Annotated in this window: 18 protein-coding genes; 3 read left to right on the forward strand and 15 right to left on the reverse strand. The window is 43.0% G+C overall.

What is annotated here, in order from left to right; translation table 11 throughout:
- Window positions 1-28: 28 nt before the first annotated feature.
- From B7P33_RS13765 to B7P33_RS13775, 3 genes are read right to left on the reverse strand one after another with little or no spacing between them, the layout of a single operon-like run.
- Window positions 29-1,075 carry an AMP-binding protein gene (locus tag B7P33_RS13765; protein ID WP_172435954.1) on the reverse strand — a complete coding sequence of 349 codons (1,047 nt, stop codon included), beginning with the start codon at window positions 1,073-1,075 and terminating at the stop codon, window positions 29-31.
- A gap of 4 nt (window positions 1,076-1,079) precedes the next feature.
- Window positions 1,080-2,000, reverse strand: coding sequence for a CPBP family intramembrane glutamic endopeptidase (locus tag B7P33_RS13770; protein ID WP_097442596.1), 921 nt, complete (start codon window positions 1,998-2,000; stop codon window positions 1,080-1,082).
- Window positions 1,991-3,037, reverse strand: coding sequence for an o-succinylbenzoate synthase (locus tag B7P33_RS13775; RefSeq protein WP_097442597.1), 1,047 nt, complete (start codon window positions 3,035-3,037; stop codon window positions 1,991-1,993). The genes B7P33_RS13770 and B7P33_RS13775 overlap by 10 nt, the downstream gene beginning before the upstream one ends.
- Window positions 3,038-3,120: 83 nt before the next feature.
- On the opposite strand from B7P33_RS13775, the gene B7P33_RS13780 reads away from it, so the two are divergent.
- The gene (locus tag B7P33_RS13780; protein WP_097442598.1) at window positions 3,121-3,912 is read left to right on the forward strand and encodes an SDR family oxidoreductase; all 792 of its coding nucleotides are present in this window, start codon (window positions 3,121-3,123) and stop codon (window positions 3,910-3,912) included.
- A 74-nt stretch (window positions 3,913-3,986) separates the two neighbouring features.
- Here the strand turns inward: B7P33_RS13780 and B7P33_RS13785 are convergent, their stop codons facing one another.
- Both B7P33_RS13785 and B7P33_RS13790 read right to left on the reverse strand, forming a co-directional pair.
- The gene (locus tag B7P33_RS13785) at window positions 3,987-4,667 is read right to left on the reverse strand and encodes a metal-dependent hydrolase (RefSeq protein ID WP_097442599.1); all 681 of its coding nucleotides are present in this window, start codon (window positions 4,665-4,667) and stop codon (window positions 3,987-3,989) included.
- 161 nt (window positions 4,668-4,828) lie between these two features.
- On the reverse strand, window positions 4,829-6,748 hold the full coding sequence (locus B7P33_RS13790; protein WP_245871796.1) for a sensor histidine kinase: 1,920 nt from the start codon (window positions 6,746-6,748) through the stop codon (window positions 4,829-4,831).
- Window positions 6,749-7,794: 1,046 nt separating this feature from the next.
- Between B7P33_RS13790 and B7P33_RS13795 the strand changes: the two genes are divergently transcribed.
- Both B7P33_RS13795 and B7P33_RS13800 read left to right on the forward strand, forming a co-directional pair.
- Window positions 7,795-8,040, forward strand: a complete 246-nt coding sequence (locus B7P33_RS13795) for a DUF6364 family protein (protein WP_097442601.1) — start codon at window positions 7,795-7,797, stop codon at window positions 8,038-8,040.
- Entirely contained in the window at window positions 8,037-8,462 is a 426-nt protein-coding gene (locus tag B7P33_RS13800) for a type II toxin-antitoxin system VapC family toxin (protein ID WP_097442602.1), read from the forward strand. Before B7P33_RS13795 ends, B7P33_RS13800 begins: the two co-directional genes overlap by 4 nt.
- Before the next feature lie 299 nt (window positions 8,463-8,761).
- Here the strand turns inward: B7P33_RS13800 and B7P33_RS13805 are convergent, their stop codons facing one another.
- From B7P33_RS13805 to dnaK, 10 genes are all read right to left on the reverse strand, one after another.
- Window positions 8,762-9,517: a LytR/AlgR family response regulator transcription factor gene (locus B7P33_RS13805; protein WP_097442995.1), complete on the reverse strand. Its 756-nt coding sequence runs from the start codon at window positions 9,515-9,517 to the stop codon at window positions 8,762-8,764.
- 17 nt (window positions 9,518-9,534) lie between these two features.
- On the reverse strand, window positions 9,535-10,455 hold the full coding sequence (gene menA, locus B7P33_RS13810) for a 1,4-dihydroxy-2-naphthoate octaprenyltransferase (RefSeq protein WP_097442603.1): 921 nt from the start codon (window positions 10,453-10,455) through the stop codon (window positions 9,535-9,537).
- A gap of 6 nt (window positions 10,456-10,461) precedes the next feature.
- Window positions 10,462-11,064 (reverse strand): SPOR domain-containing protein, encoded by a 603-nt coding sequence (locus B7P33_RS13815; protein WP_097442604.1) that lies wholly within the window; start codon window positions 11,062-11,064, stop codon window positions 10,462-10,464.
- Between the two features lie 160 nt (window positions 11,065-11,224).
- Window positions 11,225-12,058 carry a CvfB family protein gene (locus B7P33_RS13820; RefSeq protein WP_097442605.1) on the reverse strand — a complete coding sequence of 278 codons (834 nt, stop codon included), beginning with the start codon at window positions 12,056-12,058 and terminating at the stop codon, window positions 11,225-11,227.
- A 78-nt stretch (window positions 12,059-12,136) separates the two neighbouring features.
- Window positions 12,137-12,478: a DUF2853 family protein gene (locus B7P33_RS13825; protein WP_097442606.1), complete on the reverse strand. Its 342-nt coding sequence runs from the start codon at window positions 12,476-12,478 to the stop codon at window positions 12,137-12,139.
- Window positions 12,479-12,513: 35 nt separating this feature from the next.
- Window positions 12,514-14,259 (reverse strand): 2-succinyl-5-enolpyruvyl-6-hydroxy-3-cyclohexene-1-carboxylic-acid synthase, encoded by a 1,746-nt coding sequence (gene menD, locus B7P33_RS13830; RefSeq protein ID WP_097442997.1) that lies wholly within the window; start codon window positions 14,257-14,259, stop codon window positions 12,514-12,516.
- Window positions 14,260-14,327: 68 nt separating this feature from the next.
- Window positions 14,328-15,377 carry a chorismate-binding protein gene (locus B7P33_RS13835; protein ID WP_097442607.1) on the reverse strand — a complete coding sequence of 350 codons (1,050 nt, stop codon included), beginning with the start codon at window positions 15,375-15,377 and terminating at the stop codon, window positions 14,328-14,330.
- Window positions 15,377-15,799: a PaaI family thioesterase gene (locus B7P33_RS13840; protein WP_097442608.1), complete on the reverse strand. Its 423-nt coding sequence runs from the start codon at window positions 15,797-15,799 to the stop codon at window positions 15,377-15,379. Before B7P33_RS13840 ends, B7P33_RS13835 begins: the two co-directional genes overlap by 1 nt.
- 3 nt (window positions 15,800-15,802) lie before the next feature.
- On the reverse strand, window positions 15,803-16,741 hold the full coding sequence (locus tag B7P33_RS13845; protein ID WP_097442609.1) for a hypothetical protein: 939 nt from the start codon (window positions 16,739-16,741) through the stop codon (window positions 15,803-15,805).
- Between the two features lie 664 nt (window positions 16,742-17,405).
- Complete coding sequence (gene dnaK, locus B7P33_RS13850) at window positions 17,406-19,313, reverse strand: molecular chaperone DnaK (protein ID WP_097442610.1); 1,908 nt, start codon at window positions 19,311-19,313, stop codon at window positions 17,406-17,408.
- Between the last annotated feature and the right edge of the window lie 693 nt (window positions 19,314-20,006).

Genomic DNA, 20,006 nt, shown 5'->3' on the forward strand with positions numbered 1-20,006 from the left:
GCAGCTTCCCTAAATATAAGGCGCTTTGTTATAGTCCCAAAGCCTTTTTGCTTCGGTTTCTATCGATTTTGCCTGAAGGGGTCTCTATGAACCGAGGAGTACAGAACAGTTGTTTTGGCCGCCAATAGACATGGGGCCATGAAATTTGTGCCAGCATTTCCTCGATTTCTACTGGAGCTGCTTTGGTTTCCACCATTAACACCAGTTGCTCGCCTAAGGAAGGATGGGGCATTCCACTTAAAAAGAATCGATAGGAAACATAGGGGCTAATAACTTTTTCTATCTGCTCAGGGATCAGTTTAACCCCACCGGAATTAATGACATTATCGGCCCTACCTAACCATTCGAAGGTTGTGGGTGAACCTAAACGTACCAAATCGTTGGTCACTATCTTTTCGTTAGCAATGTTAGGAGCGTCAATTACCAAGCATCCACGGGAATCAAGACTAAAACTTACCCCACTTAAGGCCCTAAAACACTTTTCTTTTCCAGTAACGGATTTGAGGGCGATATGGGTTATGGTCTCCGTCATACCATAAGTCTCAAACACCGAAACTTTTTTAGGCCGTACTGCATTCTTGAGGTCTTCGGACATAGGTGCCCCACCTACAATCAGGGTTTTAAAATGATCTATCAGATTTAGATTGGCCTGTACCTGCATGGGCACCATGGCCACAAAATCAAAGGCACTGTTAATTTCCGTCAACCCATTACTTGGGGGAACTATATGGAGATCCCAGCCCAATTCCAATGCCCTGACCCACATCATTTTTCCGGCGATATAATCGGCCGATAAGCACAACAGGGCTTTAGTTCCCGCAAACGTACCAAAAAATGAAGCCGTGGCCCGGGCCGAGGCTTTCATATGCGCTTTTTGTAAGTGTATGGGTTTGGGCTTGCCCGTAGAGCCCGAAGTATGTACCACCACCTCATCTGAAGCATTAAACCAATCGCTAAGAAAACTGGCTATCGCTTTTTTGTATGGGTCCCCATTCGACCAAGCTTCTACCTGAGCCATTAGGCCTGTATAATTCAAAGGCCTACCATTCAAAGCGAAATCGAGGTGGATGTGCATAGGTTTAATTTTCCAAAAGAGGTCGAGCCTCATCGGCCGTTAATACGCGCCCGAACAGTTTTTCCTTGAATTGGGTCCACCCATATTTTTTCGCAAAAATGAGAATCAATATGGGGTAAATGACCAAAACCGGTATCAGGATCTCCCAATTCAGGGTTGGCTCGGCTACATCTTTATAGATCGATGCAGTTTGGAAGGCGGTCCAATCGGCCGTAACCAACAAAGCGGTTACCAGATTATTGGCCGCATGAAACCCTAAGGCCAATTCGAGACCTTCGTCCAAGAGGGTGATGATACCCAAAAAGAAACCGGTACCGATATAAAAGATCATAATCCCCGGGCCCAATTTCATAACCTCCGGATTCCCCATATGCATAATGCCGAACAAAATGGAGGTGACGAACAAAGGTACCCAACGGGTTTTGGTAAGAATACCCAAGCCCTGTAACAAATGCGCCCGAAAAAGGTATTCCTCAAAGCTGGTCTGCAACGGAATCAAGGTTATTGCGATGATGGCCAAGATCACGAATTTATCCAACTGGAAATTGTACACATACGAATCGGGGTTCAAAGATACATCCAAGGCTACCATGCCCCCAGAAATCAAGGCCCAAAGTCCGAAAGCAAAACCTATACGTTTCCAGTCTACTTTCTTTCGGGAAGTAGTCAACGAGGTTATGGACTGCGGATGGGCATATTTTACCCACAACCAAACCAAAAACAGACCAGCGGCCAAAGGAATCAGGTTAAAAAGTAGAAATAGGTTTTCGCCCATCAAAGCCACCGATTCCCGAATCATGGCCTCGGGGTCATCGATAAATTGAAGCGCTACATAATTGGCACCCATCAGTCCGAGAAAACAGACGGGGATTAAAAAGAATTTCCAAACCCCTAGCTTGCCCCTATATCCTTGTTCTATAAACATAAATTATCAAGTATTTTTCTATTCCACATTAAATCGGTATACCACAACTTACCTTTCTCAACAGCCAGCGGAGCTTGGATATTATTGGTAAACAAAGCTCCGGTACCCAAACCTTGTGGCATGGGGTTATGCAAACCGAAAGTCCACTGGGCAATGGCATTTAAGCCCACATTACTTTCTAGGGCCGAGGTTACCCACCAACCTATTCCTAATTTTTCGGCCCCTTGGATCCATTCCGTACTCCCTTTAAATCCGCCAATAAGGCTAGGTTTTAAAATGATGTAATGGGGTTGTATGGTTTGTAGCAGTTTTTGCTTTTCCGTTACATCGCCAATGCCAATAAGTTCTTCATCTAAGGCAATGGGCAATGGCGTTTCGGCACATAAATGGGCCATGGCATCCCATTGTCCTTGTTTAATAGGCTGTTCTATGGAGTGTAAATCCAATTCGGCCAGTCTTTTAAGATTATCCATAGCCAAATCTGGGGTGAAAGCCCCATTGGCATCGACCCGTAATTCGATATCGCTCTTCGAAAAACTACGTCGTACCTTGGCCAATAAATCGAGTTCCTTTTCAAAATCGACCCCAATTTTTAGTTTAATACAAGAAAATCCGGCTTCGATTTTTTCAGCGATTTGTTTTTCCATAAAAGCGATATCGCCCATCCAAACCAAACCATTGATCGGAATGCCGGCTTCGCCATTGACAAATGCCGAGGGAAAAAGTACGAAAGGAGATTCCCGGGCCAGCGATAAAAAGGCCTGTTCCAGACCAAATTGAATGGACGGATAGGCCCGATTGGCCTCCCAAAGGGCTTCTAGCCCCAAATGGATATGCTCGCAAACCCATTGCAATCGTGATTCATAATCGGTTCTGTCATCGGCACTTAGTCCACGAAAAAGACCGCATTCCCCATAACCTACCTTATCTCCTTCCTCTAATTTTAGAAAGAAAGTTTCTTTTTGGTGCAGCACCCCTCTTGAGGTACCACTGGGTCTTTTAAAATCCAATAAATAGGATGCGTAACTGGCTTTCATAATCAATACCGCCAAATTTACTATCTTTTCTGGGTTCGGGCAGCATGTAAAATTGAGAATGCCCTACCCTAAACCTACAATAAATGAAAGCACAACCAAAAACCATTTGGATTACCGGCGCCTCTTCGGGCATTGGTGAGGCCCTTACCTACTACTACGCCAAACAAGGACATTATGTCATTATCTCGGCCCGGCGCGAAGATGCCCTTAAAAAAGTAAAGGAACAATGCGAAAATTCCGGCCAAGTAGGTGTACTGCCCCTAGATCTGGCCGATACCGAAAGTATGCATAACAAGGTAAAACAGGCCTTGGAGATATTTGGCCCTATCGATATTTTGGTAAATAACGCAGGGATTAGCCAACGCTCCAAGATCATGGAAACCGAATTGTCGGTGTATAAAACCCTGGTAGACATCAATTACATAGGCACCTTGGCCTTGACTAAGGCCCTTCTGCCCTATTTTATTGAACAAGGCCATGGTCATTTTGCCGTGGTAACCTCGGTTATGGGTAGGTTTGGGTCAATGTACCGATCGGGCTATTGTGGATCTAAACACGCCCTTCATGGCTTTTTCGATGTACTGCGAATGGAACACGAAAAAGACGGTGTTTCGGTAACCATGATCTGTCCGGGCTTTGTAAATACCAATGTGGCCTTAAATGCGCTTACCGGAACAGGTGCCGCCCAAGGCTATAATGACGAAACCATAGAACAAGGTATGGACCCCAAGGTATTGGCACAAAAAATGGCCAAGGCCATCGCCAAGAAAAAATTCGAGGTCTATATCGGTGGATTTGAGACCATGGGCGTTTATGTAAAACGCTTTTTCCCGAAACTACTACACAAAATGGTCTTACGCTCTAAGGTGACTTAATGGAGATTTGGGATTGGGAAGAAAATTGAGTTTTACTTCAGTTCAAACCCCTAAAGAACAATCAACCATTTAAATTATATTGTCATTGATGCCCCTATATCCAAAAGATGCAAGGTTTTATCCTGACCTTCAAAGGCCGCCTGGGCTTCGGCATGATTTATTTTAATATAACCAAAAGTATCGTAATGGTAACCCAGTATCTGGTTACATTTTACAAAGTCGGAAGCGATCAAGGCCTCGTCTACCCCCATGGTAAAGTTGTCGCCAATAGGTAGAATGGCCAAATCGAGGGTAAGGAACATAGGTATCAGTTTCATATCCATGGTCAGGGCGGTATCGCCAGCTATATATATGTTTTTTCCTTGGGCACTTAAGATAAATCCACCCGGTTGTCCGCCATAGCTACCATCCGGAAAGGAAGAGGTATGTATAGCGTTCACATATTTTATACGGCCAAAATCAAAATCCCAGCTTCCACCATGGTTTAAAGGGTGCCCTTTTAGACCTTTATTGCCATAATGGGTCACGATCTCGTAATTGCTGATTATAGTCGCCCCTTTTTGGGCGGCCAATACCTCAACATCTAATATATGATCTTGATGGGCATGGGTAAGCAAAATATAATCAGGTTGTAAAGCGTCTAGATCCACCTTTCCTTGGGCCAATTCATTGGCAGAGATAAAGGGATCGACAACAATACGGGTTTCGGCTATTTCGATAAGCAAGGAAGCGTGTCCTAAGAAAGTGATTTGCATAAGGCGAAGGATTTACCCAAAAATAAAACAAGAAATCGCCAACACATAATAATGTAGGGAATAAATATGGCTACTTTCCTTTTACCCTTATAGTAGGGGTAAAAAAAGCCTTATCTCCTGAAAAAGCAGGAGACTTTCTTATCGTCCTTTGAAGATTAACGCTACTTGAAATTGAACCAAAAACGTACCCCTTTCTCAGGCTTGTCTATGTTCAGGGAAGATTGCAGTTGGTTCACCAAACGATTCATTAAACGGATACCCATGGAAGAATAGGCACGGTCTTCGGCATCTTCGGGTAGACCAACCCCGTTGTCGGTATACTCGAAATACCCCTGCTCGTCGTTTTTTCGAAGATGGATATAGATTTTCCCATTTTCATCATTCTCTGGGAAAGCATACTTGAATGAATTCGATACGAGTTCGTTGAGTATGAGCCCGAACGGAATGGCCCGGTCGATATCGAGCTCTACCCCTTCGGCATCGATGGTAATATTAATATTATGTCCGCCTTTTTTAAAGACCGATTGCACACTGTTGATCAGACTTTCGATATAACTCTGCATTTCAATAACACTAAGGTCGTCGTTCTGATATAGTTTTTGGTGGATCAAGGCCATGGCCTTTACCCTACTCTTACCCTCTTCTAAGGCATCTATAGCCGCTTTGCTTTTGGTATTCTTGGTTTGCAGACTCAACAAACTCGACACCATTTGCAGGTTGTTCTTCACCCTATGGTGAATCTCTTTGAGTAAGGAATCCTTCTCTACCAACGAGGCTTCAATAATGTGGTTTTGCTCTGCGATCAGGCGTTGGTTTTTTACACTTTTCAGATAAGCATAGCCAAGTCCCGTAAAACCTAGCAGGGCAAAAATCAAGGAAATGAACACGAAGTTAATACGCTCGTCCTTGGCTTGAATTTCGGTGCGGGAGAGTTCGAGTTGTTCTTTTTGCTTTTCCATCTCCTTTTTCTGCATGGCCAGATCCATTTCTACCACGGTAGCCAACTGTTGTTTTTTCAGTTCGCTCTCGTGTTCTTTCATCGAATCGCGTATATGCACATTTTTCTTTAGGTAAAAAGCCGCATTTTTATAGTCTTCATTGCGGTCGTAAAAACCAGCCAAAAGTGCATTTCTACGCAATTGTCCGGGTACCGATATAGGACCACTGATTTTATCGAGAAATTCTTTCGCCAAATTGTAATCTTCTACTTGAAGGTAACAATCGGCAATCTCCAACATATTATTGGCCATTTCGGGCGAATGTTTACCCTTACTGAACTCTTGTATCAGGGTAATGCTCGATTCCAACCAAGGAATCGCTTCTTCATGCCGACGTAGTTGGGCATAACATTTACCGATATTACCCTCTACCACACCTTTTAATAGTTGGGCACGCAACAGTTCGCCTTGGGTTTTACCCTGGGTTACATTGTTGAGATAGGCTTCAATATGCCCTTTAGCTTCCCTGTATTTTATCAAGGCTACGGATGCCGAATTATCCAGTCGTAGATAATTACCCACATTATTATGGTATACGGCATGGAAATACAGGTTATCCCCTAAGGTTTTTTTCTGATCCATGATATAATCTTCCATGGCCTTACGGTGCAAACCTAAATTGGAATAAATATCATAGGAAGCGATCTGATCGGTAAAACCGAGATCTTTTTTCTGCTTACGTATCTCTAATTGTTTACTGTAGAGCTCTAATCGTTCGTAACCGGCATCCAAGACTTGTAATAACCGGCCTTGCGCATCTTTATGCAAACGATCCAAATTTTTATACTCTTCCCCCGCCAAAGCAATCGACTTATCATAATCACCAATATCATAATACAATTGAGCCTGAATTATCTTGAAATATGGAAGGGAAACAGAATCGTTGGTCGTTTTGGTATTGATAAGCCCATTAACGATATCGAGCCAATCATAGGCCGAATGCTCGCCATACTTATGGTGTTCTTCAAAAAAGTAATCGAATTTATCCTGGGTATCTACGGTTTTATTGAACCGATCCAAGGGCGATTGGGAAGTATCTTCATATTGGGCAACCGCCTCCTGCAGCAGGAATACGGATAACATAGCAAGGAAAATGTGCTTTGTAGGCATCATATGAATACTAGGTATGTGGGACTTACCATTTTTCTATTTGATTGCGGGCAAACACCAAATATATCATGTATAACTTCAAGTTCCTACAAATGTTGCCCTGTGCCAAAACATTAAAAAAAGGCCGTGCGGTATTGGCACAGCCTTTAGTAGGTAAAATTTAGTGATAAGATTTGGGGTCTTATATCTGTGGTCAAATGTAGGTTGAAGTACCTACTTTTTCTGATTATTGTTGTGAACCTATCAATTTTTGTTGTGAAGCGCAATTTTGAATGCGAATAGTGTTATTCATCGATTATGGCCATAAAAAAAGTCCTGATTTTGACGTCAGGACTTTTTTACGAGAACACTATATGAAAATGAAAATAACTAACTATTTGTTTTGTATTACGATGTAAATGTATGACAGCAAGTCGTTTTAGGAAACTTATTGTTGTCAACCCGGCAAAATCTGTTGTGAAAATGGAAAATGAGGTGAATTTGAAGTACGAAGGTGGATGGACGAGGTGCGAAGTAAAAATTTAAGAATACCTATATCAATTTAATAATGTACCGATTTACCAATGTAGCAATTGGTTAATTTGAAGATTTGATAATAGAATGGGAAGTATGGGTCGAATTGTTTATCGATTATTGCGGAATCGTTTATTGTTGAATCCATACTTATTAGACTAATTTTGAAGGTATATATGACCAGCTCCCTCTCCTGCGGGAGAGGGTTGGGGTGAGGGTTATTAGTCACGAAAAACAAGAATAAAAGTATAATCGATAGAAAAACAACTCTATGAAACACCTTACAACTACTTCTTTCGTAGATATTAAAATGGCCTTAGAAGGAGAATACAAGTATTCGTGCTAATTCGCGAAATTCGTGTCAACCCGTGTTACTTAACCGATGTAACTGTAAAGCAATTCGTTAATTTGAAGATATGGGTTATCAATTGGCAAAAAGCAAAAAACCTATCCTAAAGAAGGATTACACGTAATATATTCGTAATTTTATACGTAAATCTACGATTATGGACAAAAAACTTACATTAAGTCTTGACCAAGCAATAATTGAAAACGCAAAAAAATATGCTAAATCAAATAATATTAGCTTATCCAAACTCATTGAATCATATTTAAGTTCATTGATCAAACAAAAAAAGGAATCCACCCATATAACACCTTTAGTTGAAAGCCTAAGTGGCGTTATTTCACTTGATGAAGACTTCGATATAAAAGACGAATACGGCAAATACCTGATTGAGAAGTACAAATGAGCCGCTTACTAATTGACACAAATATTGTAATTGACCTTTTATCGAAAAGAGATAAATTCTACGATGAAGCGGCTGATTTATTCTCTCGTGCAGACAAAAAAGAGCTTAGGCTGACGATTTCTTCCCTTTCATTTGCGAATACGAACTACATTCTTTCAAAACTGAAATCACCAAAAGAGGCAAGAGAAATACTAAGAAAATTCAAGGTTTTGGTAGAATTATTGAGTTTAGACGACAAAATAACCGATTTAGCTTTGAGCGATGAACGATTTCCTGACTTTGAAGATGGACTTCAATACTATTCAGCCTTAGAAAACGGAATTGACATCATAATCACAAGAAATAAAAAGGATTTCAAAAACTCTAAAATCCCTGTTTTATCTGCCAAGGAATTTCTAGCTGATAAAAATACCAATGACTAAAAATACATCCCTCGAAAAGTCACAGCCAGTTCTTCCAAAACTAGCCTAACAGTACTACTATTCGTTATTTTGAAGATTCGAAAATGGAAAAAAAGTATGAGATTCAAAGCACGAAGTTGAAGTTACAGTTCGAATTGTTCATCGAATATTTATGATTGATTATTGTGGAATCGTTTAATTCTTTAATCGATAAAAACAGCTCTGTGAAACTCAGTGATACTACTTTAAGCGGTGCCTATAGCCCCTAAAACAAAAAAGGCCCCAAAACGGAACCTTTTCATATTATCTAAAAACGTTTGTTAAGAATTCATCGAGGAAATGATGAACTCCTTAAACTCTTTGGAAATCGGAATCAAAGTATTGTTGATCATAATATCCTTGGAATTGATTGCATCGATAAAGTCTACATTTACGATATAGGATTTATGTGCCCTGTAAAATTTGTTCTGTGGCAATTTGCCTAAATAATCCTTTAAGGGTGATCGAACCAAAAACTTACGTTCGGCCGTATTAACCTCTAGATATACATTATCTGCCTTTATGAACATAATGTCTTTAAAGGGAATACGATAATATAAATGTTGTTTCTTTACAAAAATCGAATCCTTTAGTACCGAATTCGACATGGCTACCTCACCTTCGTCATGGGCCTGGGTACCTTTCGGTTTGTCGGCCGCATAATTAAAGTTCGATAAGGCGATTTCTATAGAGGTATATAGATCTTGTTGCTCGAAAGGTTTTACCAAATAGCCGTTTGGCTTTACACTTTTGGCATTTTCTACCGTGGCCCTATCGGAATTTGAGGTAACGAATATAAAAGGGATATTATAGTTCTTACGAATATGCTTACCCAAATCGATACCGGTTTTGTCCGAAGCCAAAATGATATCGATCAGTACAAGATCTACCTGTTCTTTCTTTAATACTTCAACCGCTTGCTCGTATACGATTACGTTATCGACAATCTCGTATCCGATTTCCTCCAACATAGACTGCATATCGTCGGCAATAATCACGTTATCCTCGACGATCAAGATTTTAATAGGTCTTTCCAATGTTAGTTGATTAATGGTTATTCTACGAAAATACAAAAATAATGGTAATCCATATAGAAGGCCAAGGCCAAAGCAAAGGTACTCAGCGCCAAAACCTTTAACTCAGGGTCTAGCTTAACGGGTTCTTCTTGTAACCAAACCCTACGCAGCTGCCAAAGTATAGGTAGAAAAACCAGAAGATGCCAATAGGTGCTACAAACAGCATTCAAGTACCCAAACAAAACCATACCCAAAAGGGCTAATAGTATTAATAGTACATGAAAAAGTTTACCCTTGTCATACCCCATTTTCACAACCAAAGTATTTTTTCCCGCTTTTTTATCGGAAAGATGATCTCTAAGGTTGTTTAGGTTCAATACCGCCACACTGAGGGCCCCGATAGTTAATGCGGGCAATAGGGAAATGACCATGAATGTTTTTGTATACAAATAGGTAGTACCACAAACAGCCAGAACCCCAAAGAACAAAAAGACGAAAAGATCGCCAAGGCCTCTGTAGCCATAGGCCTGCTCCCCCACCGTATAGCGGATCGCGGCCCAAATACTGAGTCCGCCCAACAAGAAAAATACCAATAACCGCGGCCAAGCTTGCCAGCCAAAGGCCAAAAGAATGGTCAACACCACCAAAATCAGACTGACACCAATCGCTACCCATATCCCCCTTTTGAGTTCTTGGGCAGATAAAGCCCCGCTTTGCATGGCGCGTTGGGGTCCAATACGGTCTTCGTTATCGGTACCTTTTACCCCATCGCCATAATCGTTGGCAAAATTGGAGGTTATCTGAAAGGCCACCGTGGTCAATAAGGCCGCCACAAAAATCGAGGTATCGTAGTAGCCGTAAATTTTAGCGATGGCAGTACCCGTGATAATCCCGGACAGGGATAAGGGAAGTGTTCTAAGCCGGGCCGCACTGACCCAACTTTTCAATTTTGTAGGCAATAGTACTTAGTTTGGTGATTCTATTTTTAACCGTTTCCCGTCTTTATAAGAAGCTACAAAGGCATCGGGGAAACCGATTTTAACCAATTCACGACGGAAAGTCTGGGCTTCTTGCAAAGTCTCGAAATTACCAACGGAATAGGCATAAAACGGATTATTTTTAACTAATAAGGTGTTGGTTAGACCCTCGGAGGTAAGGCTCAGGTTTTTATCTACCAAAGATTTTACCTGTACGCTATATATAGTCTCGTTTTCAATGAATTTTTTGGCCAGATAAAACTCTTTTACCAGACTAAGTTCGTCGTTCTTTTTACGCAAGGTCTCCAAACGGGCCCTATAGGCATCTACACTATCGATGGACATGAGCACATGTTGATTATCGACCATGGCGTTTGAAGATTGCGAAAGCCCGGCGGTAAAAGAGAAAATGGCCAGACCGCCAATCAAAATCATGGTAGTAAACACAGCCAATACGTTGCGCTGTATCTTACTCTTTTTAAGCTCTTTATTCTTGACTTTTATTTGGTCGAGCAAACGTTCGTTTATTATCTGGGACTTATCTAAATCTTTATGAAGATCTAAAAGGTCGCTTTCTTCTATAAAGGGCATAGTGTTCGGTATTATTCGTTGGCTACCGCAAAAATAGCGGAAAGGCTAAATTAACAAAATTTTAATCAATAACCACCTTCAAATCAATGTTTTGTATAAAAACACATAACGCTATTAACGAAAACAAGCGTTATCATTGCAAAGCCCATTTCAAATACTTCTAATTAAGATGAATCCCTTCGGCATCCAATCGAATGACACGATTCTTGTAAAGTGTCCCTACGGCTCGTTTAAAAGCCTTCTTGCTCAGACCCAAACGTTGTTTAATATCCTCCGGATCCGATTTATCGTGAAGGTCTAAAAAGCCTCCTGAGGCCTTTAAGGCATCAACGATCAAAGCCGCGTGGGGCTCTAGGGCATCGGCCCCTAAGGGTTGTAGGGAAATATCGAGTTTATTATCGGCCCTTACCTCTTTTACATAACCAGTCAAAGATTGCCCAATCCGTATCTCTTGGAATACCTGATCATGAAAAACAAGGCCTTTATATTTTTGATCAACAATAACTTCCCACCCCAGATCCGTACTTCGGCTTACCAAAAGCGCCACTTTTTGTCGTGGTTCCAAATCCGGAGTATCGGCCATGGTCAAGAATCGGTTTAGACGAGACGAACCGATCAATCGGCCCGACTTCTCATCCATGGTACAATGTACCACATACGATTCCCCTTCTTGCATGCGGTCTTTTTGATGGGCAAAGGGTACGAATAGATGTTTTTCAAGGCCCCAATCCAAAAAGGCGCCAATACGATCTAAGGTGGCTACTTTTAGAAAAGCGAAACCATTACGTTTAATATGGGGTTTTAAGGTCGTGGCAATGGGCCTTTCCATATGATCTAAATAGCAGAACACCTCTAAATCGCCCTCCATTTCATAGTCTTGGGGCACATATTTACTGGGCAACAAGATCTCTGTTCCCTCCCTATCGCTTAAAAAGAGTCCGACACTGGTGGCACGTTCAATGCGTAGGTTATTGTAATTACCAAGTTCTATCATGGGTTCAAATTAAAGGGCAAAAATAAAAAAGCCATTCCGCAAAACGGAATGGCTTCAGTACTTTTTTGGTCAGGTCTCTTAGTTATAAGCGGATTCCTTACCGAAATGCTTGGCCAGTTTATAATAAACCACGGCGCGGTGCTTGTTCTTTACGGAAGAACCGTACTCGGTAACCACACTTTTAATAGCATCCATTAAGGCTGGACTGTCATCCATTCCTAATTTTTTGATCAAGAAGTTGTTTTTGATGGTTTCCAACTCTTTATCATCGCTTCCGGATACTTTAGAGGCATCGTTGTTATAAACGGCTGGGCCCAAACCGATGGTTACCTTGGTCAAAAGGTCCATGTCGGCATTTTCACCGAATTTGTCTTTTAGGTCCGCGGCGTACTTTTCGATTAATTCGTCTCTTTTGCTCATGATTGTTAGTGCTGAGAATTTAGATTAATAATGTCCTAAGATAGGAAATCAAAATATTCGAGCAAAATTTTATCGTTTTTAATTCGAGGGGTGCTAACCTCCAACAACACAGGGTTTTTATGCGGTTCGTATAGTTTCTTCAGGGCTGGACCCAACTCTTGCTGATTTGATGCTTCAAGATATTCAAAGCCAAATTGTTGGCATATAGATTGGGCATTATGGCCGTGGGTGGTCTCAAAATAGGTCTCAAAGGCATTTTTTGTTTTATCTCCAGGAAGTATCCTAAAAATACCCCCTCCCCCATTATTGATTAAAATCACCCTAAAATCGGGCCGTACATAAGCATTCCAAAAGGCATTGGAATCATAGAAAAAACTAAGGTCTCCGGTCACCAAAACCGAAGGACCCTTGGTAACATAAGCGGCCCCTACCGCCGTAGAGGTACTGCCTTCTATACCGCTGGTACCCCGATTACAAAATATGGATACCCCGGCCTTTTGGTCGAAAAGTTGGGCATAGCGAATGGTAGAGCTGTTCGATAATTGCAACTGAAAGCCCTCTGGGATACTATCATAAATTTGTGCATGTACCTTAAAGTCGGAAAATTCCAAGGCCTTCAAATATGTTTCTCGTTTGCTCCTATGCGCTTTAAACCGACCTAGCCAAAAGGACCGATAATCACTAGGTATTTTTTTATAATCGGCCGTAACACTTTCCAAGAATGCGGAAGCTTCCCCTTTGATAAAGGTATCGAGGGCAAAAAAGGTGTCCATTTTGGCATGGCCCACTTGCCAATGGGATTTCGGTGGAAAATCGCGTAGCAAGGCCTTTATCTTTTTCGAGACCAGCATACCGCCCAAAGACAAAACGATATCGGGCCTGAAGGCTTCGGATAACCGCTGTCTCTCTTCCGATTTTTCAATAGGCACCAAAAGGGAATCGATACTGCACACAAAATTAGGATGCTGTACATTGGCCGTGGTTTCGGTCAATACCAAGACCGATGGATCGTTGGCCAATACCTCTAAAATGCTTTGATTGATTTGGCCCGGGGCCAATGAACCGATCAAAACCAGCTTTTTACTACTCTCTTGCCATTTTTTTGACATCGCCTGTATTTGGTCGCTAGCTATGATTTCAACAGCTGGTATTTCCCATCTGGGTATGTCTATATCTGAAGAGGTCAGACCATATAAGGGTTCTTCAAAGGGAGCGTTTAAATGCACCGGTAATTTCTCTTGCCAAGCGATTTGAAGGGCCTGAAAAATGTCGTCTTGGTTTTCGATGGCAAGCTGCTCTTGTTTTCTAGGCCATGCGGATAAATCTACATCGGGGTTACATTGGGCATAAGTCTCGGTGGCATGCGATACATCTTGGCGTAAACTCACCGAATAGCCGATATGGTTGGCATACACCCCTTTTTGCCGAATAACCTGTCCGTCGCCGATATCTACCTTATAGGCGGGCCTATCGGCAGAAATTACGATTAAGGGAATACGACTATAAAAGGCCTCAGCTATGGCCGGATAATAATTCAGAACCGCACTACCCGATGTACATACCAAAACCACCGGTTCTTGTAATTGCTGGGCCATACCCATAGCGAAAAATCCGGCCGAACGCTCATCGACAATACTGAAACACTTAAAAAAGGGGGCTTCGGTAAAACTAAGGGTCAACGGGGCATTTCTTGAGCCTGGCGAAATTACGATATGTTTGACTCCGGCCGCTTTACAACTACCAACAAGTTGTTGGGCCAAGGGTATATTGGATATATTCATCCGATAGCTATTCGATTCAGTTTTGTTCTTGCCCTTATCTGAGCTTAAAGGCAAGTACAAAAATACCCTTATTGCAGCACTTTACCCATAGCCCGGCTTTTTTTCACCGTTTCGTCCCATTCTTTTTCGGGATCGGAATCTATGGTAATGCCTCCTCCCACATATATATCGGCCACTTGGCCACGAAGTTCCATACAGCGAAGGTTTACATAAAGTTCGCTTTGATCGGCACCAGCTTCGCCCATATTCAACTCACCAAAAAAGCCCGTATAAAACTTACGATCGTACCCTTCATGGGCCAGTATAAAAGCTTGCGCCTTTTCTTTCGGATGGCCGCATACGGCCGGTGTGGGATGTAACTGCTCCAGAATTCTATTAAAATCAGCCCGGTGGTATTGCCCTTTTAAGTGGGTGCAAATATGCCATAAATGACCACTCTTTACATTCTCAGGCCCATCCAATTCCATTTCGGTAAGCCAAGGATCTAAACGTTGCTGCAGATAACGGCTGACTATGGCCTGCTCTTCTATTTCCTTTGGAGTCCACTGGGGGTCGGTTTCGCCTTGTACTTGTTGGGTACCCGCTAAGGCCATGGTCTGTAAACTTCCGGCTTTGGTTTTCAGTAACAACTCCGGACTCGCCCCGGCCCACATGCCAACTTTAGGATGATACCAGAGGTAACAAAAAGCTTGGGGATAACTATCTAACAAGGCCGTAAACAGGGTAAGTGGATCTTTTTTATGGGTGGTACACCACTTCCGGGAAAGCACCACCTTTTCGAAGACACCTTTTTTTATGGCATCAATGCCTTGGCTTACTAAATTTATATGCTGGTTTTGAGCCACCGCATCGGCATCGGCCGAAAAATCATATCCACCAGTCCGTTGTTCTCTGGGCCATTCAAAATCAGTCAGTACATCAGGGCTAAAAACGTAGGAAGGCTCAGTGGGGCTAAACGGCGCCATTACAAATCCTCGGCTTTCCGGATGCATCGTATGCAAGGCTACCGATTGTTGCTGCCATAACCGTACCTTTCCTTGGGCAGGTTTTCTGTAGAGTACAAAAGGAAGGCCTTGATCTACCGCTTTTTGCCAATGGGCCAAAGTAGATTTCCGCATTACTTTCTGGGTAAGGCCAAGGTGGTAAGTTTACATATAGAGATCAGGTTTTCGGCTTCGTCCGTTAACCTGATTTCCCACAATTGGGTAGTTCGGCCTTTATGCACCACTTTGGCTTTGGCATAAACCATGCCCTCTCGGATACTCTTTACATGATTGGCCGAGATTTCTATGCCCCGTACCATATATTTACTACCATCTACGAATAAAAAAGAGGCCACACTGCCCACACTTTCGGCCAAGGCCACCATAGCGCCCCCGTGCAATACCCCGTCGGGCTGATGTACCCTAGGGTTTACCGGCATACTGGCCACCACATAATCTTCCCCTATATCGGTGTATTTGATCTCTAAAGTCTCCATTAAGGTATTGGCGCAGGCCGCATTGCATTTAGCCAACCAAGCTTCCTTATCCATTTGCATAATTTATTCTTTTTTGTCGCCTTCTGTTTCTGCTTCAGACGTATAATAGGTAATCTTTCGTGTGGTATAGTTATTGTCTGGGGTAACGATCTGTTTTACCCAATTCACATAGGGACTACTATCGTACTGGTAGATATATTCCTTTTTAGATTGCTGCTTCCCCCGCTCCAAGGTCTCAGCGGCCACATCTTGGTTTTCATTATAGCTATAGCCGTATTTCCGTTGAGGCACGAATTGGCCTTCGGCCTGGTTATATTCGAACTCGGTTTTCTCCAATAAAACCCCATTTTCGCCATATTTGCGTTCCTCTGCCTTGGTGGGCATACCTTCTAGATAGGTTTTGTCGAGCTCTATACGGATCTGTTTTCCTTTTTGTTTTTTGTAGGATACACGTTGCGAACGTTCCAAGGTACCGTTATGCAGATAAGATACCGTGCGCTCATCTTTGTAACTTTCATAGGCCAAAGAAGTTTTATCGATACCGGTATTGCCTACTTGGTGGATGCTCTCCAATTGCTGCTGGTCATTATACGAATGCTCGTTCTGATGCAGGAATTCCTTGGCATAAGACACCACTTTTTCAGTAATCAATCGGTTTGCCGTGGTATCTAAACTATAGAAATGCGCAATGGAGGTCTGTTGCTGAAACTGTCCGTCGCGGTATTGCTCATCGCGTTTCTCGGTCAAGAATCCTTGCTCGAATTTGTAATGGGTGGTATCGTAATCGGTATCGTTATACTGGGTAATCGATTTGATCAAACGCCCTTCGGGGTCGAAAAAATACTCCTCACGCCCGTAATGGGTCTTTACCTTACAATGTTCCACTGGGCCGCGAAGGTCGAAGTCGGACACTTGAAAAGTCTTGATTTCCTGCGCATTGACCGACAACAAAGGCCCCAGTAAAAGCCCTGTCAACGACCCGATGAGTTGGTTTGTTCGCATCCCATAAAAGTACGGTTAATTGATTAATGTGGCAATGGGGTAATTTGATAATTAGACGATTTGAAAATTTGAAAATGGTCCGGAAAGTTTTTGAATCGTTTAATCGGGATTTATAAGGCTCAAAAAGTGGTCAAAATCATATTTGCTCCCTCTCCTGCGGGAGAGGGTTGGGGTGAGGGCAAATAAATGCGAAGTTTAATTGATAAAAAACACCTCTGTGAAACTCTGCGTCTACTCCGTGGAACTCTGTGTAATTACAACTATAAATCGATGCCCTTTGGTAATTTGATAATGTCCGATTTGAAAATGAGTTCAGAAAGTGCGAGGTTCAAAGTACGAAGTTCGAGGTGCTTTTTTGAGTCAATATCAAACGATAAAACGTCCCCTTAGGGGGATTCAGGGGGGGGGATATTCGTGAAATTCGTGCCAAGCCGGGTTAATGTACCAATTTAATAATGTAGTGATGTAGCAATGGCTTAATTTGAAAATGTATCAATTTGAAGATTTGAAAATGGGTCTGGAAAGTACAAGTTTAGAAGTACAAAGTTGGAACTACCACATCAAACGATAAAACATCCCCTTGGGGGATTTAGGGGGGGGGTAACACAAAAAAACCGCCCCAAGAAATTCCCGGAGCGGTTTTGATATGCGGTTCGATTAGGCGTTACTTCACCTCTTCGAAATCTACGTCTTCTACGTTATCGCCTTGGTTCGGGGCTTCGCCTCCGGCGGCCTGATCGGCTCCTGGGGCTCCATTGGCTTGAGCCTCGGCCTGGGCTTTGTACATTTCCTCAGAAGCCGTTTTCCAAGCTTCGTTGATCTTGTCCAAAGCAGGTGTGATCACGGCCAGATCTTTGGTCTCGTAGGCTTTTTTCAACTCCTCCAAAGCTTCTTCGATCGGCTTTTTCTTGTCGTCGGACAATTTATCGCCAAACTCTTTCAATTGCTTTTCGGTCTGAAAGATCATACCATCGGCCTCGTTCAACTTATCGGCGGTCTCCTTGGCTTGCTTATCAGCTTCGGCATTGGCCTCAGCCTCAGCCTTCATCTTCTCGATCTCTTCTTCGGTAAGTCCGGATGAAGCTTCGATTCGAATGTCTTGCGATTTACCGGTAGCCTTATCGGTAGCCGATACTTTGATAATACCATTGGCATCGATATCAAAGGTTACCTCGATCTGGGGCGTACCTCGTGGTGCGGGCGGAATACCATCTAAATGGAACCTTCCGATCGTTTTATTATCACCGGCCATGGGGCGCTCGCCCTGTAGTACGTGGATCTCTACCGAAGGCTGGTTATCTGCAGCCGTAGAGAATACCTGCGACTTTTTGGTCGGGATCGTGGTATTGGCATCGATCAATTTGGTCATTACGCTACCCATGGTCTCAATACCTAGGCTCAATGGCGTAACATCTAAAAGCAATACGTCTTTTACATCACCAGTAAGTACACCACCTTGAATAGCGGCACCAACGGCAACTACCTCATCAGGATTCACCCCTTTTGAAGGTTTCTTGCCAAAGAATTTTTCAACGGCTTCCTGTACGGCAGGGATACGGGTAGATCCACCAACCAAGATAATCTCATCGATATCGCTCTTGGACAAGCCGGCCGATTTTAAGGCAGACTCACAAGGGGCAATGGTACGTTTTACCAAATCGTCGATCAATTGCTCGAATTTGGCACGGCTTAGCGTACGCACCAAGTGCTTGGGTCCAGTAGCGGTAGCCGTTACATAAGGCAGGTTGATCTCGGTCTGGGCAGAGGCCGAAAGCTCGATCTTGGCCTTTTCGGCAGCCTCGCGCAAACGCTGAAGGGCCATGGCATCGTCACGAAGGTCCATATTCTCTTCGGCCTTGAATTCCTCCGCCAACCAATCGATTATCTTTTGGTCTACATCGTCACCACCCAAGTGGGTATCACCGTCGGTAGACAATACCTCGAAAACACCGTCGCCCAATTCCAAGATAGATACATCGTGCGTACCACCCCCGAAATCGAAAACCACGATTTTTTGATCGGTATCCTTTTTATCCAAGCCATAGGCCAAGGAAGCTGCGGTAGGCTCGTTAATGATCCTTTCCACTTTCAATCCGGCGATCTCACCGGCCTCTTTGGTGGCCTGTCGCTGGGCATCGTTAAAGTAGGCAGGTACCGTAATTACGGCACGGCTTACATCTTGTCCCAGATAATCCTCAGCGGTCTTTTTCATTTTCTGAAGGATCATGGCCGACAACTCTTGGGGCGTATACAAACGTCCGTCTACGTCTACCCTTGGGGTATCATTATCGCCCTTTACCACATTATAAGGCACACGATCGGCCTCACGCTGCGATTCAGAGTATTTGTTACCCATGAACCTTTTAATGGAGTAGATGGTTTTGGTGGGGTTGGTAACCGCCTGCCTTTTGGCCGGGTCGCCCACTTTGATCTCACCACCTTCTACAAAAGCGATTACGGAAGGGGTCGTACGTTTACCTTCCGCATTGGGAATTACCACGGGCTCGTTCCCCTCCATTACGGAAACGCAGGAGTTGGTAGTACCCAAATCTATTCCAATAATCTTACTCATTCTATCTCTAACTTAAATTAATGTGTTGTTCAAAATTATCGATTTGCATAGGTCAAAGGCTGTGCCATACTACCGGGCCTGACAAGCTGGCAGACACCCTACCCTTTCCGTGTCAATTTGCACTTGGGCCATCTACCGAATTGTCATGGTACGTCTTTGGGCGTTACCCCCGAGCCAGCTTCGGGGGTCGGGCTATACGCACTACACGGTAGTTTGCTCCTATCCCTAACGCGAATCATTTTAATGTACCAATTTAGCAATGTACCGATGTAGCAATGGTTAATTTGATAATGTGCCGATTTGAAGATTTGAAAATGGGTTCGGTAAGTACGAGGTTCGAATTACGAAATTCGAGGTGCCTTTTTGAGTCAGTAACTAACGATAAAACGTCCCCTTGGGGGGATTCAGGGGGGTATTCGTGAAATTCGTGTCAACCCATTTTAATGTAACAATTTAATAATATACCGCTGTGGCAATGAGGTAATTTGATAATGTGCCGATTTGAAGATTTAAAAATGAGGCAGGAAGTTCGAGCTACGAAGTGGGAAGTACGAAGTGGGAAAAAATTAGTGTAATTAGTGAAATTCGTGTCAACCTTTATTAATGTCCCAATTTAGCAATGGGTTAATTTGATAATGTGCCGATTTGAAGATTTAAAAATGAGGCAGGAAGTTCGAGCTACGAAGTGGGAAG

The sequence above is a fragment of the Sediminicola luteus genome, assembly GCF_002514735.1.
Lineage (GTDB): Bacteria > Bacteroidota > Bacteroidia > Flavobacteriales > Flavobacteriaceae > HQA918.